The following is a 15,206-nucleotide window of genomic DNA, read 5'->3' as shown; positions in this document are numbered from 1 at the left end:
ATGAGCGACGCGCCGCAGGACAAGGTCACCGTTCTCTCCCCTGAAGTCCTCGCGCAAATGAAGTCGTTTCCGTTGCACGGCGACGAGAGGCTGCAGAACAAGCTGCTGTGGAAGTCCCCGAACGGTGACACGATCGTCGGCCTGATCCAGATGGCACCGGGTGCTCGCGACGTCGGCCACAACCACCCGTCGGCGACGCAGCACACGTGGGTCATCAACGGCACTGTCAGCATCGGCGGCGTTGAGGCGGGGCCGGGTTCGTACGCGTTCGTGCCGCCGGGCGTCGACCACGAGACGATCGCGGGCGACGAGCCGTGCACGATGTTCTACGTCTACCAGCCGTACGCGCCGGAGCACGATCACGACCACCACTGATCTCTGTTGCGCCGCCGACAGGGTTCGCACGACAACCCGTTCGGTGTAGTCGCTGGAAATCTGGGAGAAACACCAGTTCAGCAGCCCTGACGTGGGAGCGGTTCCGCGTGGCCTGGCCGGGTGTTGTCGCCGTGTGAAAAACAGCGCACGTCAGGACCTGTCCGGCGTCGCCATCATTCGATGTCATGCGGTTTTTGCGTAAGTCAGTGGCATTGGTGGCGATCGGAGCGTTGCTCGGCGGTGGGGTCGCGCAGGCGGACTCCGGCTGGTTCGAAGTGCAGAGCCTGGACGGGCGTGGGAACAACCACGCCCATCCGGAGTGGGGGATCGTCGGTGAGGCGTACTCCCGGATCGCTCCCACCAGGTACGCGGACGGGGCCGGTCAGCCGGCGGCGGGCCCCAACGCGCGGTACATCAGCAACCGGATCTTCGCGGACGGCAGGCAGAACTTCCTGTCCGACCGCCACGTGAGCCAGTGGGCCCAGGTCTGGGCGCAGTTCGTGGACCACACGTTCGGGCTGCGTGAGGACACCACGGTGGACTCCTCGATCCCGTGGGACAACGCGGCGCCGATGGAGACCGTGCGCAACGACCTCGGCTCGATCCCCATGCGGCGCAGCGGTGTCGTGGACGGCGTGACGCCGCGCGAGCAGAAGAACATCGTCAGCTCGTACCTCGACGGCTGGGCAGTGTACGGCGGCACGCCCGAACGGCTCGCATGGTTGCGGGACGGCGCGAAGTTGTTGCTGCCCAACAACCTGCTGCCTCGCCGTGACGCACGAGGCAATGGAGAAGCCGCGCCACCGATGACCGGGCCGTTCGGGCCGATCACGACCGGCAACGGCGTGGTCGCGGGTGACATGCGGGCCAACGAGAACGGCACGATCACCGCGGTGCAGACGCTGTTCGCCCGTGAGCACAACAGGATCGTCGACAGGCTGCCCGCGCACCTGTCCGACGAGGAGAAGTTCCAGATCGCGCGCAAGGTCGTGATCGCCGAACAGCAATGGATCACCTACAACGAGTTCCTGCCCGCGATGGGCGTGAAGCTCGCGCCGTACCGCGGCTACCGCCCGGACGTGCGGACCAGCCTCGCCAACGAGTTCGCGACCGTCGGCTACCGCTCGCACAGCATGGTGCGCGGTGACCTCAAGGTCGTCACCGAGGCGTCCCGCTACACGCCCGCGCAGCTGGAAACGTTGCGCACCAGGGGAATGACCGTCACGGTCACGGGCACGCAGGCCGAGATCCTGGTCCCGCCGCGGCTGCTGCCGTTCAACCCGGACCTGGTCGACGAGGTGCAGATCGGCCCGCTGCTGCAGAGCTTCGGCCTGCAGGACGAGAATCGCAACGACGAGCTGATCGACGAGGACACGTTGCGCAGCATCATCTTCCTGATCCCCGGCTGCCAGCCGCGGTGCCTGACGGCGGTGATCGACGTGTCCGCGCTCGACGTGGAACGCGGCCGCGACCACGGCATCGCCGCGTACAACGACCTGCGCCGCGCCTACGGACTCGCGCCGAAAACCTCGTTCCGCGCGATCTCCGGCGAGGCCACCGAGTCGTTCCCCGCCGACCCCGAGCTCACGCCCGGCGACGAGATCAACGACCCGGACAGCCTCGACTTCGTGCAACCCGGTGTGCGCCGCACGACCACGGCAGCGCGCCTGAAGGCCATCTACGGCGACGTCGCCGGCCTGGACGCGATCGTCGGCATGATGGCCGAGCCGCGCCTGCCCGGCAGCGAGTTCGGCGAGCTCCAGCACGCGATCTGGAAGAGGCAGTTCGAGGCACTGCGCGACGGCGACCGCTTCTTCCACGGCAACGACCCGGCCCTGCGGATCATCAAGGCCCGCTACGGCATCGACCACCGCCGCACTCTCGGCGACGTCATCGCGGCGAACACCGACATCAGCCGCGGCGACCTGGCGTACAACGTGTTCCGCACTCACCCATCTGTGGGGTGAAGTTCGGTGAGGAACGCGGCGCCCACAAATAACTTTCTCGCATGAGATCAGTGGTCGCCGCGTTATTACTCGTGGCCGTCACCTCCGGTGGAGCAGCGGCGTCGACCGCAGCCCCGACCGCGAGGTGCGCGGCCGCCCGCCCCGTCGTCTCCACCACGGAGACTGCTGTCGAAGCACGCGTTCTCACCGGCTGCACGGCCGGTGAGCTCGTCGTCTTCCGCGCCGCTTTCGTGGCCCGCGCCCACGGCACCGCCTGCACCGCGGTGACCGCCGAGCTGGAGCCCGACCCGTCGGACGTGCCGCAGTGGGTCAGGGCCCGCCTGGAGCTGGTCTGCGCGCCGGCCGAGAAGGGCCTGCTCGGCTCCCAGATCACCGTCGAGATGTACAACGCCAAGGACATCCGCGTCGCCACCTACGGGTTCGGTGACTCCTTCACGGAACCGAACCCGGCCGCGCGTCACCTGTGGACCGTCGAGTTCGTCGCCGGGCTTGGTGATCTGCCGGTGCCTGTCGACCCGGCTTCCCGGGCGTCTAGCGACGTGGCGGGGGAGGGCGGTTCGCGGGCGCAGGCCGACCACGTGGTCTACGACGGCTGAGGCTGGCCCTTCTGCGCTTTCTGCACCTTCCGCGCGATCCGGAAGATCCGGCGGATCTCCGACCGCTTGGTCGGGTGCTGGAAGCAGACGGCCTCAACCGCGTCTCTGCGGTGCCACCACGACAGGTCGGGGGCGACCAGCCTGGTCAGCCGGATGAGTTCGGCGGCCTTCGCCTCGTCCCACCTGGCGTGCGTGGCGAGGTCGCCCAGGTGGTCCAGCAGGTACTCGCCGAACTCCGGATCGGCCAGCACGTGCTTGAGCAGGTCCCTGACCTGCTTCGGGAACTCCTGCGCGAACTCGATGAAGTAGTCGCGGCTGTTCTCGTAGAACCCGATCACCCACAGCCCCAGCGAGAGCGTGATCGGCTGCAGGCCGGTGCGGCGGTACTTCGCGCCGGTCCACGACACGACCGTGTCGATGGCGATGCCGCGGATCTTCTTGTCCGCGATCATCGACAGCACGCCGAAGACCACGGCGTTCTGCGGGGTGTAGAACTCGGACTTGCCGATCTCGGTGAGCTTCTCCAGTGACGCGGCGAGATTCCGGCGGCCGAACTCGGACGAGTAGACCCGCGCGACCGTCCACTTCTCGTACGCGTTGCCGTACTTCGTCCACCTCTCGAGGGTCTTCTCGACGAGCGGCCGCACGATGTCGTCGTCCATCAGCACTTCCAGGGCCCGTGCGGCCAGTGCTCGCCGGCCGTACTGCCGCTGGGAGGCGAGGTTCTCGACGATCGCCAGCGGTTCGTGCGCCGGAACGGTCTGCACGACCTCGCAGACGGCCTGGACGCTCTCCTCCTTGAACCGGTCGAGCGTCGCGTCCTCGCACATCCAGTCGCGCAGAAGCTCCTGCGCGGCGGGGTACTGCCGCCACACGTGCTTGAACACGCCGCGCGCCCAGTCGTGCCGCTCGAACCGGACGGTCTCCTCGAAGAGATCCTTGTGCTTGGGGTGATCACGCTTCTCGACCTTCGCCCGGATGTCCTGCAGCAGCTCGTCGAGAGGCTTGTCGAGCCTGCAGCGCGGGCGCAGTTTCCCGTCCTCGGGCAGACGCGCTTTCCTGATGTCCTGGTCCAACGCCCACGCACGCTGCAACACGTGCTCGAGCGGCTGGTTCTCCAGAACCGCGACCGCGAACGAGTACGCGTGCCCACGCACGTCCAGCTTCTCGAAGCTGCGTGCGACGGCTTCGGTGACCTCCTCCTTCAGCAGGATGATCGCTGCTTCGACCTCGATGTCGCCGTTCCTGATCTGCACGGCGAGGTTGGCCGCGAGCACGGCCTTGTCCGGCGACGCGTCGGCGAGCGCGTCCGCGAAGTCGGTCTTGATCGTGTGCAGCACCGCCTCGCCAGCCTCACCGCGCCGGCGCAGTGCCGCCTGCGCCACCTCGACCGCGGAGGGAGCGGACAGCAGAACCGCGTGCTTCAACGCGGTGTCCGGGGTCTGGGAGAGGTGGTCGAGCAGGATGACCAGGCGGCATCGGGCATCCCTGATGACGTTGAGGCACTGCGTGAAGTCCCGGTCGGTGAACGGCCGGTCGCGGCTGTCCCGGACGTCCAGCACGATGCCGGTGCCGTTCTCGAGCTCGGCCTCGCGGATGCTGCCGAGCGTGCGGGAGCGGTTCATGTCGGCGATCTTCGTGATGCCGGGCTCGTGGGCCAGCATCCGGCGAGCGGCGAACGTGCGGCCGGTTCCCGCACCGCACAGCACGACCACGCTCTCTCGCTGGAGGGTGGCCACCGCCGTCACGAAGCCCCCAGGAGGAACGAACTCGCGCTTCACATCCTCGATGTCCTGAGCTGCCGCGTAGCGAACGATCAGGTCGGCTTGCGCGGAGGTGACCGCGGCGTAGTAATTGATGTTGCCGTTGACGTCGCCGGTCTGCACGCCGTTCATGTCGCCGTGGGCGACATTCGGCATGTACCTGGCCTCGTCCGGTGAGAGCGGCGACTGCTTCTGCTTCTGCTCAGGGGCTTCTGCCGGTGTGTTTTCCTTGTCCTCACTCATGATCGCCGCCCCCCGTAGTAGTTCAGACCGCCGTGCACATTGCCTGCCTGAACGCCGTTCATGTCTCCGTGCACCACGTTCTGGATCCGCGCTTCAGGTTCCGGAGCGCTGTGAGCGGTGGTGAACGCGGCCAGGCTGCGGGCGTCGAACCCCGGCACGCGGACCCACGCCTCGTGCCGGTACTCCTTGTTGGACACCGCAAGAGATGCGAAGTCGCTGCGCCGCGCGACCTGCGTGTGGTCACCGCTGAACGCGGTGTCCAGCGCCTCGGCCGAGACGATCAACGCGGTGTTCGCGGTGTCCTCGCCGCCTTCCTCCTGGCAGCGCTTCAGCAGGTCCTTGAACTCCGGCGCGTCCAGCAGCCGGGTGTGGGTGATGCGAGCCCGGTGGAAGCCGTCGTCGCCGACCGGGCCGACGTGAACGGCCACGCGCAGCCGTACTTCCGGCTTGCGCCAACGGTTGTGGTCGATCGTGAGCTGGTCGAGGCGGACCGCCGCGTCCAGGGCCGCGCCGAGGTGGCCGCTCGGCAGCACCATCAGCGCGCCGTCGCCCGGCGACTCGACGGAGAGCACGTCGTCCGGCTCGATCCCGCTCTGCGCCAGCGCGGCGCCGACCAGTTCGGAGATCGTGGCGGGGACGGCGTTCATCAGGTAGCCGGGTAGCTGGGCCGAGCCGATGACGTCGACGCCGAGCAACGCGCGGTGCTGCGGAACAGGATTCACTCGCTGCCTCCGAGTCTGATTCGACGAGACAGCGAGTGTGGTGGTTCAGGCGGGCGCGCTCACCCGGAAAACAGGGGCAAGAAGTGGTCAGTTCATGCCATCCGTGCTGGCAATGAAATGGCCAAGGCGGTCAGGGGCGGGCAGCCGGTAGCAGAGCCGGCTGGTGTGCAGCAGGCCTAGGTCTCGCAGCACGTGCAGGAACGGCTCGATGGTCTTCACCGACATCGCGACGGCGTGAGCCAGGTCCTGCTGGCTCACGCCGCGCAACTCGAGGCCGGAGCCGGCCTCTGTGCCGAACTCGCGCGTCCACGACAACAGGCACATCGCCACCCGCGCGGCGCCGGTGCGCATCTGCCGCAGCTGGTTCTCGTCGGCGTTGCGTTGCCGTTTTCGCCATGTCTCGTCGACCAGCCGCCGGACGTCCGGGTTGCCGTCCAGGAGCGCCAGGAAGCGACTGCCCGCCACGTGCCACGCCGTGCCTGCGACGAGAGCGATCACATGTGCGCTGCGCGGGGCACCGCTGGTCACGCCGATCTCACCGAGCAGGTCGCCGGAGCCGCACAGGCCGGTGATCGGCTCGCGGGCCTCTCCGGTCGGCAGCACCACCTTGACCAGGCCCGATTCGAGCAGCAACACCTCCTCGCTCGGCGTGCCGGCAGTGATCAGATGTTCGCCTCGGTGGAACTGGCGTGGCCTCCTGCCGGCCCGCAACGTGGCGCGCCCTCGGTCGGCCGACGAGTCGTCCATGGTCGTCCCGTCAGAGCGGAAGCACGATCACCGTGCCGTGCAGCGTGTCCGGCACGAGCAGCCGCTTACCCCGCTCGTCCAGGTAGAAGTCGGCGGTACTGCGCGACCCGACCCCCGAGAGCAGCGTGCGCGGGTTCTCGCCGTCACGGTCGATGCTCCACACGGCACCGTTGTCGAAGCTGCTGATGTAGATCGTGCCGTCGGCGGCCTGCTCGACGCCGTCCGCGCCGCGGAAGCCGGAGGCGAGCACGGTCTGCCGGCCGTCCTCGATCCGCACGATGTTGCCGTAGAACATGTCGGCGATCAGCAGACCGGAACGCCCGAGTCCCACGCCGTTGATGATCAGCGACTTGCGGGACGGGGTGTTGACGGCGCGGATCTGGCCGGTCAGCGACACGCGGTAGACGCGGGCCTCGGCCGGGATCTGCAGCGCCTCGGGGCTGTCGGTGGGCCAGAGCACGCCCTGCGGGTCGCGCGCCTTGGTGCGGGCGCCCATCTCCGTGACGTACACGGCGCCGCCGCCCGGTTCCGCCGTCACGTCGTTGAAGAATTCCGCCTTGAACGGGAACTGCGCGGCCGTCGCCAGCAGCTGGACGGTGCCGGAGCGGTCGATGGTGAAGATCTTGTCGGTGTCGGTCACCACCAGGTGGCGGCCGGTGAAGGTGAGGCCGCGCGGGTTGTCGAGGCCGGTGGCGAACGTGCGCACCGCGCCGGTCGCCGGGTCGAGGGTGCGGATTTCGCCGTCGAGTTTGCCCAGGTCAGGGGTGCCCTGGATGCTCACGAAGAATTTGCCGTCGAAGCCGCGCGTGACACTTTCCGGGCGCGGACCGACATCGATAACGGTTGGTGCAGCGGACGCGATGCCGCTCAACAGGGTCGAACAGGCGAGCGTTGTAGTGGCTAACAGAGCCGCGATTCTCATGGGCTCAGAGCCTGGCAGAGCTGATCATGCTTCGACCAGGGGCGATGCGTGCTGAGACGGAGGTGCAAACGCAGTGATCAAGGAAAGGGTTGCTGTGGCGTCAACCGCAGACCAATCACGCACCGTAGGCTGATAGGGCGCCTAGGCTGGGGGTGATCTCGGAAGGGGTGGTGTAGGTCGTGGGGCTCGCGGAGTCCTTGCTCACGTGGCTGCACGGCTTCGTGGGCGCGAGTGTCTGCCCCGGTGACTGGGTGTGGACCACCACGGCGCTCGGCGCGGTGCTCGGGTTGTTCCCCACGGTCGCGGCTCTGCTGGCGATCGCGGTGCGACGAATCGTCGGCAACTCCTATGGCGCGGTGACGGGTGCCATCTTCGCCGTGCTCGGCGTCGCCAGCTGCCTGGTGCTGCCGTGGCTGATCATGCGCGGCACCGTGGAGGGCCTGCGCGACCGGTCGATCCCCGGTGCCGACTCGCTCGACGGCGCGACCTGCTTCGGTCAGCTGCAGCAGGGCGACTACCTCGTGGACAACACCCCGTCGATCCTCGGCGTGATCAGGGCGCCCGGCGACCAACCCGTGTTCCTGGTCGCCGCGGGCATCACCGTGGCGCTGGCGCTGCTGTGCCTGCTCTTCGTGATGCTGCAGGCCGGGTCGGCGTTCCGGCTCGGGCCGAACTGGCCGCGGCGGATGTTCTGGCCGCCGTTCCTGGTGCTGCTCGCATCCACGTCGGCACTGCCCGTGACGCTGGTCGGTCACGTACTCCTCGGGTTTCTGCCGATTGCGATAATCGGGTCAATCGTCGTACGGATTTTCGGGTTGACTACCGCCATGCTGAACCGCCCCGGCCGCGATCGGTCCCAGGACCGGAATTCGCAGAACCCGCCACCGCAGCCGGTGGCGCGCACCCCGCAGCAGCCTCAAGTACCGCAGAAGAAGAACCCGACCAAGCCGATCACGGCCGCCCAGCAGCAGCCGCCGCCGTACCAGCCGGCGCAGGTGCCGAAGTACCAGCCCGCGCCGATGAACCGGCCGATGCGGCCCGTTACCCAGCCCCAGCAGCAGCCCCAGAACCATCCCCAGCACCAGCCGCCGCAGAAGCAGTACCCGCCGACCCGCGTCGCCGAGGTGCTGCCGCAGCCCAAGCCTCAAACGCAGCCGTCGCAGCCCTCCGCGCTCGCGGACACGCCCGGCCCGCTGCCGTTCGGTCCCGGCGCGGCGAGTGCCGAGGCGCCCGCACCGGTGCAGAAGTCGGGCAAGGTCTGGAACCCCGGCAACGGCCGGTTCCGCCGCGTCCGCCAGCTCGGCTCCGGTGGCTTCGGCACGGTCTGGCTGGCCGTCGACGAGCAGCTCGACCGCACCGTCGCCGTGAAACTCGCGCACGCCCCGGACAACGAGGCCGAGCAGCGCATGCTCCGCGAGGCCCGCGCGCTGGCCGCGGTCCGGCACCCCAACTGCGTGCGGGTGTTCGACATCGTCCAGGACCCGGACGGCCTGGCCCTGGTCATGGAGTACATCGAGGGCGCGTCGCTGTCCGAGACGGTCCTGAAGAACGGCCTGATCGACGACAAGCTCGCCGCCCGCCTGTGGCTGAACATGGCCGACGCGCTGTCCGCCGCGCACGACCGCGGCGTGCTGCACCGCGACGTGAAGCCGTCCAACGTGGTCGTCGACGACCAGGGCATCGCGCACCTGATCGACTTCGGCATCGCCCGCTCCAAGGGCGACAGCACGCTCACCGCCACCGGCATGATGGTCGGCACCCCGGACTTCCTCGCCCCGGAAACGGCTCGCGGCGAGGCGGCCTCCCCGGCCTCGGACTCGTGGCAGCTGGCCGCGACGGTCTCCTACGCGCTGACCGGCCACCCGCCGCGCGGCTCGCGGGAGAACCCGATCTCGTCGCTGATGGCGGCCGCCCAGGGCGAACCGATCACCAAGCTGCCGCAGAACAGCGCGCACGCCAGGCTCCTGCTCGCGGCGATGGACCCGGAACCGGGCCGCCGTCCGACGCTGGCGCAGGTGCGCGGGCAGCTGTCCGGGTTCCTCGACCAGGCTGGGATGAGCAAGGAAGGCCCGGTCACGAAGTTCATCAGCAAGCCGACGCCGCCGCCCACGAAGCACATGCCGATGTAGGCGATCCGGGTGAACGTCCCACGCGTGGCTAACGGTTGTTCAGGGTTCAACGACGACAGCGGTGATTCCTGAACGCAAAGCCGCCACGCGAGGGACGATGACCGCTGAAGAGAGTTGGCATGCCGCGCGCCTGATTCCGACTTCGGGAATCAACGGCGCTGAAGAACAAGAACGACGGGCGACATCGGCATTGCTGGCTGTCATGTCAGCGGTGCGTGAGTTCGGGCGGGCGCTGACCCAACCATTGGGATCGCCTGCCGCCGCGCTGCAGACGTTCATCGAGGTGCCGTTCGAACTCGACGGACGCAAGCTCATTCCGGACGGGTTGATCAGGGCGACCCGCGGCCAGAAATCGTGGACCGCACTGGTCGAGGTGAAGACGGGATCCAACGAACTCCAGTCCGAACAACTGGAGAACTACCTCGACGTCGCGCGGGAGTTCGGCTACGACGCGGTCATAACGATCTCGAACGAGATCTCACCGCTGCCAGGCCAGCACCCGACCACGATCGACCGCAAGAAGCTCAAGAAGGTCGCGCTGCACCACTGGTCGTGGAGCGAGGTGCTCTGCGAAGTCGTGATGCAGAAGGAACACCGGGGCGTGGCCGATCCCGAACAGGCTTGGATTCTCGGCGAACTGATCAGGTATCTCGAGCACCCGAGGTCCGGAGCCATGGCGTTCGAGGACATGGGCCAGGCGTGGGTTCCATTGCGGGAGGCGGTGCAAGCGCGCACGCTGCGGGCCACCGACAAGATCGCGCCCGACGTGGTGCTCCGGTTCGAGGCTCTGCTCCGGTTTGCCGGCCTGCAACTCGGCCGCCGTCTCGGAACGGAAGTCACCCCAGCTCTGTCGCGCAAGGAACTCGCCGAACCGCAGCTCCGTCTTGCCAAGCAGCTCAATCAGCTGGTGGGCGATGGCAAATTGGCCGGGGGGATTCGCATTCCGGACACGGTCGGGACGCTGCACGTCACGGCCGATCTTCGCGCGGGCACCGTGATCTGTGGCGTGGATTTGGAAGCGCCGAAGGAAGGGCGCCCGGCAACGCGGATCAACTGGTTGTTGCGACAGTTGAAGAACGCGCCTGACTCGGTTCGCCTGGAGGCCTTCGTCGCGCATGGCAGGGGCGCAGGCGCATCGGAGTTGTTGGGCGCGGTTCGGGCGAACCCGGCTCTGCTGATCGCCGATCCGCAGAAGGAGATTCGCGGATTCCGCGTCGAGATCTCGGCTCCGATGGGTGCGAAACGAGGTACGGGACGTAGTTCGTTCATCGACTCGGTGCTGAACGCGGTCTCGTCCTTCTACGAGGAGATCGTCCAGAACCTGAAGCCGTGGGCCGCCACGCCGCCGAAGATCAGGGCGGAGACCGCGTTCGTGCCGCCCGCCGACGTGCCAGTGGCGCTTGTGTCCACGGCGCCGTCGTCGCAGGACGGCCCGGAACTCGAGACCCCGGCGGTGGTGCCGGAACGGGAGTTGTCCGACGCGGCGTCGCTGATTCCGGACGAGCTTCCGGTCGACGCCTAGGCGATCCGGGTGAACGTCCACCCCGTGCGTAACGGTCGTCAAGGGTTCAACGACCTAAGCCGTGGTTCACCCGGAAGGCTTCGGCATCTCACACGATGCCCCGCGAGGAGTGGTGAGGCGGTTTCCGCCGATCGCCTCACCACTCACCTTCGCGCAGCGGGCCGCAATCGCCTGCGCAGCAGCACGAACAGCCCCGCAGCGCCCACGACGACGAGCCCGACGACCCACACCGGCACCGGCTCGCCCGCGGGCTCCGGATCCGCTGCGGGCGCCACGGCGGCAGCGGGTGCGGGCGACATCGAGGTCACCACCCCGGGCTTCTCGATCGGCGGCACGATGTCCTGCCACGGCCAGACCCCGGCGTCCCCCGACAGGAACCTGTTCGAGTCGACGGGCTTGATCAGGAACGTGCCCGGCACCGTCAGCGTGCCGAGCGGGTGGTCCTGGAAGACGCCCTGGACGCCGAACACCTCGTAGGTGCCCTCCGGCAGGGTGAACGACACGGCGTAGTGCCCTGGCTCGCCCAGCAGGTGGCCGCCGAACGTCGTTTCGCCTGTGCCAGACCGGAACTTCAGTCCGGTCTTTCCGAAGTTCTCCCCCACGTACGGATGGGTGCCGTGTTGCAGCACCCAGATCCCGACGGTGTAGGTCGCCTTCGGCTCGATCGACGGCGGCGGGTCCAGGTAGGTGACCGCCCAGTTGCCCGCGTGTGCAGTAGGCGCGCTGATCAGCAGAAACGCGCATATCAAGGCGAGAATCCTCATGGCACGGTTACACCGGGAACCAAGGTGCGGTTCCCGGTGTAGGAAGGGCATCACGGACGAAGCGGTGGCACGGGCGATCGCAGGTGACCAGGCGGCCTACGGCGAGCTGGTCGCCCGGTACACCGCGCTCGCGCACCGGACGGCCTACCTGCTCGGGGCGGGTGCGGACGCCGGCGACGTGGTGCAGGAGGCGTTCGTGAAGGCGTACCGCAAGCTCGACACCTTCAGACAAGACGCCGATTTCAAGCCGTGGCTGCTGAAGATCGTCGCCAACGAGACCAAGAACCTGCACCGCAGCAGACGCCGCCGCAACCTGATGGAACTCAAGATCGCCACCCTCACCGAGACCGTCGACCACAACGATCCCGGCACCCTGGTCGACGACTCCCGCGCGAAACTCCTGCAGGCACTCGCAAACCTGCCAGAGCACGACCGGCAGGTCGTCACCTGCCGGTACCTGCTGGACCTGAGTGAGGCCGAGACCGCGCAGACCCTCAACCTCGCCAAGGGAACCGTGAAGTCACGGCTGTCCCGCGCGCTGGCCAAGCTGCGCCCGATGCTGGAGGAGGTGGCCCATGACAGATGACGACCTGGAAGCCGCCCTCCACGACCTCAGGCAGAAGATCTACGTGCCGGCACCGCCCGACCTGACCGCGAGCGTGCTGACGCGGATCAACGCCCCGCGCAAGCGAAACCGGTGGCTCACCGCCGTGATCGCGGCCCTCACGGCGTTCGCGATCGCCTTCGCGGTGTCCCCGGCCGTCCGAGCGGGTGTCCAGCACCTCCTGGAGTTCGCCGGCGTCGAGTTCCGCACCGAGGCGCCGTCGTCGATCGCGCCTCCGTTGCCCAGTCAGGAAGTCTCGCTCGACGAGGCGAGGAAGCAGATGCCGTTCGAGATCCACCTGCCGGCGCAACTCGGCACGCCCGACAAGATCACCGTCCACGAAGGACGGTTCGTCACGCTGTACTACGGCGAGCTCAGGCTCGACCAGTTCGACGGCACCATCCAGTCGACGCTCGGGAAGCTGCTCTACAGCGACGGTGTCGAGCAGATCGGTGACAAGGTCTGGATCCCGCACCCGCACCGGATCTTCTACATCGACCGGAACGGCGAGTGGCGCGACAAGGGTCCGCACGGCGCCGGGAAAACCCTGATCTGGCAACGAGATCAGGTCACCATGAGGCTCGAGGGCGACCTGACCAAGGAGCGTGCGCTGCAGATCAGCGAGAGCTGAGCGCCTTCTCGAGCATCGGCGTCAGGGTGCGGCTGTACTCGCTGTTGACGTGGTCGCCGTCGTAGTAGACCGCCACGTTCCCGATCACGCCGTAGCAAAGCTTCTCGTCGCAGAAGTAGTCGGTGAGATCGATCAACGACACGCGCTGGTTCTTCGTCGACCGGACGACCTCGACCAACGGGTCCACCGGCTGGGCCTTCGCGCGCGGAATGGCGCACGTCTGCGGGTTCGCGCGGTTCAGGATCACGCAGCTGGTCGACCGGACATCCCTGTTGTACGGCGGATCCGCGAACACGAACACCTTCGTGCCGGCATCGGTCCACCGGGACCACCACGGTTCGAGACCGTCGCGGTACTGGTCGGTCTGGCTGCGGCCGGTGCCGTCGTCCAGGAACTCCTGGCGCGCGAAGAACGACATCAGCACCATCGACGGCCGGTCGGCGGCGATCACGTTGTTCATCCGCGACGTCCAGTCCTGGCAGCGCAGGATGTCGCGCGGTCCCGCCGCGCTGCGGTACCCGGTGAACTTGACGTCCGCGAACGGGCAGCCGCCCAGGATGCCGATCTTGAGCAGCCACTTCTCCTTGCGCGCCATCTCGAACACCGGCGTCTGCCACTGCTCGGCGTGTGAGTCGCCGAGCAGCCACACGGTCTGCGTCGGCTCGTCGTCACCGCTGAAGTCGCAGAGCTTCGTCGTGGCCTTGCCGTCGATCTTGTAGAAGTCGGTCTCCTCGCACCCCTCCGCGAGTCGCCAGTACTCGTTGGCAGGACCCATCTCCGAGACGCGGGCAGGACCGAAGGGGTCGGGGCAGCCGTTGGAGCCGATCATGGCTCCGGCGCCGTGGCAGGCACTGCTCAGCCCCGCCTGCACGTTCCGCTCCGCCAGCGCGACCTGCTTGTGGTAGTTGAACTGCAGCCCGCCTGCGAGCAGCTCGACGACCAGCAGGCCGGCGATCATGGCCGCGAACGTCAGCTTCGTGTTGCGGACCAGCGGCCCGAACGTCCGAGCGCGGTCCTCGACCAACGCCTTCGTCAGCCACGACAGCGCGAACGCGAGCGCCAGCAACCACAGCAGCCAGGGCGTGGTGAGCTCGCCCTTCTCCAACGCGTCGCCCAGCGCGAACGGTGCGAGCAGCAGGATCGGCCAGTGCCACAGGTACAGCGAATAGCTGATGTTCCCCACGAACTGCACGGGCGGCGACGCGGTGACCAGGCTGTGCCACTGCCGGCCGGAACGCATGCCCGCGACGATCACCAGCGCGGTGCCGACCGTGGGCGTCAGGGCGAGGGAGCTGGGAAACGGCGTGGTGTGGTCGTAGACGAACGCCGGGACGATGATCATCACCAGCCCCAGGGCCGCCGCCACCTCAGCGGCGACCCGTGGCAGCACCAGCTTCGTGGCGCCCAGTGCCACGAGCGCGCCCAGCGCGAACTCCCACACCCGGACCAGGGTGTTGAAATACGCCGCGCTGGGCGAGAGGTTCGTGTAGACGACGCTGAACACCAGCGACAGCACGCCGAGCGCCGCGACGCCGGGCACCAGCCAGCGCCGGTTGCCGCCCAGCGCGACCAGGCCGACCAGAAGCAGCGGCCAGAACAGGTAGAACTGCTCCTCGACCGACAGCGACCAGTAGTGCTGGACGACGCTCGCGGCCTCGCTCTGCGCCGAGTAGTTCACCGACTTCGCGGCGAGCAGCCAGTTCTCCCAGTAGAACGCGGAGGCGAAGCTCTCCCACGCGGTGGCCGTCCACCGCGGGTAAGGCAGTAGCACCCCCGCCATCACGACGGTCACGCCGAGCACGAGGAACGCCGCGGGCAACAGCCGCCGGATGCGCCGCGCGTAGAAGGTGCCGAGCCGCACCTTGCCGGTGCGGGCGATCTCGCGGGCCAGGTGCGACGTGATCAGGTATCCGGAGATGACGAAGAAGACGTCGACACCGATGTAGCCGCCGGTCATCGCGTTCGGCCAGAAGTGGTTCACCACCACGGCGATCACCGCGATCGCCCGCAGCGCCTGGACGTCCGTGCGGAACCCGGGGGATCTGGGCGTCCGGTTCTTCGCGCCGAACAATCGTTTGGCCTGGTCGACGCGCGACTGGACGGTAGTGCTCATGCCTCGGTTGATCCCCCCGTCAGGACAGGGGGATCGTAACTCAGCGGGGCCGCCGAAAGGCCCAATGCGACGAGCCTGTGAGGCTCACCTCCAACCCCGCTTCTCGTA

Annotated in this window: 13 protein-coding genes; 7 read left to right on the top strand and 6 right to left on the bottom strand. The window is 67.9% G+C overall.

Annotation, left to right across the window (positions count from 1 at the left end; translation table 11 throughout):
• From ACIA8G_RS42725 to ACIA8G_RS42715, 3 genes are all read left to right on the top strand, one after another.
• Positions 1 to 375, top strand: a complete 375-nt coding sequence (locus tag ACIA8G_RS42725; RefSeq protein ID WP_396424553.1) for a cupin domain-containing protein — start codon at positions 1 to 3, stop codon at positions 373 to 375.
• 185 nt (positions 376 to 560) lie between these two features.
• Complete coding sequence (locus ACIA8G_RS42720; RefSeq protein WP_396424552.1) at positions 561 to 2,342, top strand: peroxidase family protein; 1,782 nt, start codon at positions 561 to 563, stop codon at positions 2,340 to 2,342.
• A 41-nt stretch (positions 2,343 to 2,383) separates the two neighbouring features.
• Complete coding sequence (locus tag ACIA8G_RS42715; RefSeq protein WP_396424550.1) at positions 2,384 to 2,938, top strand: hypothetical protein; 555 nt, start codon at positions 2,384 to 2,386, stop codon at positions 2,936 to 2,938.
• Here ACIA8G_RS42715 and ACIA8G_RS42710 read toward each other — a convergent pair.
• The 4 genes from ACIA8G_RS42710 to ACIA8G_RS42695 all read right to left on the bottom strand — a co-directional run bounded on the left by ACIA8G_RS42710 (position 2,926) and on the right by ACIA8G_RS42695 (position 7,194).
• Positions 2,926 to 4,944, bottom strand: coding sequence for a hypothetical protein (locus tag ACIA8G_RS42710; protein ID WP_396424549.1), 2,019 nt, complete (start codon positions 4,942 to 4,944; stop codon positions 2,926 to 2,928). The two genes, ACIA8G_RS42715 and ACIA8G_RS42710, sit on opposite strands and share 13 nt — an antisense overlap.
• The gene (locus ACIA8G_RS42705; protein WP_396424547.1) at positions 4,941 to 5,666 is read right to left on the bottom strand and encodes a hypothetical protein; all 726 of its coding nucleotides are present in this window, start codon (positions 5,664 to 5,666) and stop codon (positions 4,941 to 4,943) included. The genes ACIA8G_RS42710 and ACIA8G_RS42705 overlap by 4 nt, the downstream gene beginning before the upstream one ends.
• Positions 5,667 to 5,753: 87 nt before the next feature.
• Positions 5,754 to 6,413: a Crp/Fnr family transcriptional regulator gene (locus ACIA8G_RS42700; RefSeq protein ID WP_396424546.1), complete on the bottom strand. Its 660-nt coding sequence runs from the start codon at positions 6,411 to 6,413 to the stop codon at positions 5,754 to 5,756.
• A gap of 10 nt (positions 6,414 to 6,423) precedes the next feature.
• On the bottom strand, positions 6,424 to 7,194 hold the full coding sequence (locus ACIA8G_RS42695) for an SMP-30/gluconolactonase/LRE family protein (protein ID WP_396424544.1): 771 nt from the start codon (positions 7,192 to 7,194) through the stop codon (positions 6,424 to 6,426).
• Between the two features lie 320 nt (positions 7,195 to 7,514).
• On the opposite strand from ACIA8G_RS42695, the gene ACIA8G_RS42690 reads away from it, so the two are divergent.
• Positions 7,515 to 9,464, top strand: a complete 1,950-nt coding sequence (locus tag ACIA8G_RS42690; RefSeq protein WP_396424543.1) for a serine/threonine-protein kinase — start codon at positions 7,515 to 7,517, stop codon at positions 9,462 to 9,464.
• 202 nt (positions 9,465 to 9,666) lie between these two features.
• Complete coding sequence (locus ACIA8G_RS42685) at positions 9,667 to 10,986, top strand: hypothetical protein (RefSeq protein ID WP_396424542.1); 1,320 nt, start codon at positions 9,667 to 9,669, stop codon at positions 10,984 to 10,986.
• A 143-nt stretch (positions 10,987 to 11,129) separates the two neighbouring features.
• On the opposite strand, the gene ACIA8G_RS42680 is transcribed toward ACIA8G_RS42685, so the two are convergent.
• A complete protein-coding gene (locus tag ACIA8G_RS42680) occupies positions 11,130 to 11,750 on the bottom strand; it encodes a hypothetical protein (RefSeq protein ID WP_396424541.1) in 621 nt (206 codons plus the stop codon).
• Positions 11,751 to 11,814: 64 nt separating this feature from the next.
• Between ACIA8G_RS42680 and ACIA8G_RS42675 the strand changes: the two genes are divergently transcribed.
• Complete coding sequence (locus ACIA8G_RS42675) at positions 11,815 to 12,336, top strand: RNA polymerase sigma factor (protein ID WP_396424540.1); 522 nt, start codon at positions 11,815 to 11,817, stop codon at positions 12,334 to 12,336.
• On the top strand, positions 12,326 to 12,985 hold the full coding sequence (locus ACIA8G_RS42670) for a hypothetical protein (RefSeq protein ID WP_396424539.1): 660 nt from the start codon (positions 12,326 to 12,328) through the stop codon (positions 12,983 to 12,985). Before ACIA8G_RS42675 ends, ACIA8G_RS42670 begins: the two co-directional genes overlap by 11 nt.
• Here the strand turns inward: ACIA8G_RS42670 and ACIA8G_RS42665 are convergent.
• Positions 12,972 to 15,098 carry an acyltransferase family protein gene (locus ACIA8G_RS42665; protein ID WP_396424538.1) on the bottom strand — a complete coding sequence of 709 codons (2,127 nt, stop codon included), beginning with the start codon at positions 15,096 to 15,098 and terminating at the stop codon, positions 12,972 to 12,974. The two genes, ACIA8G_RS42670 and ACIA8G_RS42665, sit on opposite strands and share 14 nt — an antisense overlap.
• Between the last annotated feature and the right edge of the window lie 108 nt (positions 15,099 to 15,206).

Source organism: Lentzea sp. NPDC051213 (genome assembly GCF_044455585.1).
Classification (GTDB): Bacteria; Actinomycetota; Actinomycetes; order Mycobacteriales; family Pseudonocardiaceae; genus Lentzea.
This window is presented reverse-complemented; position numbering and strand designations above follow the sequence as displayed.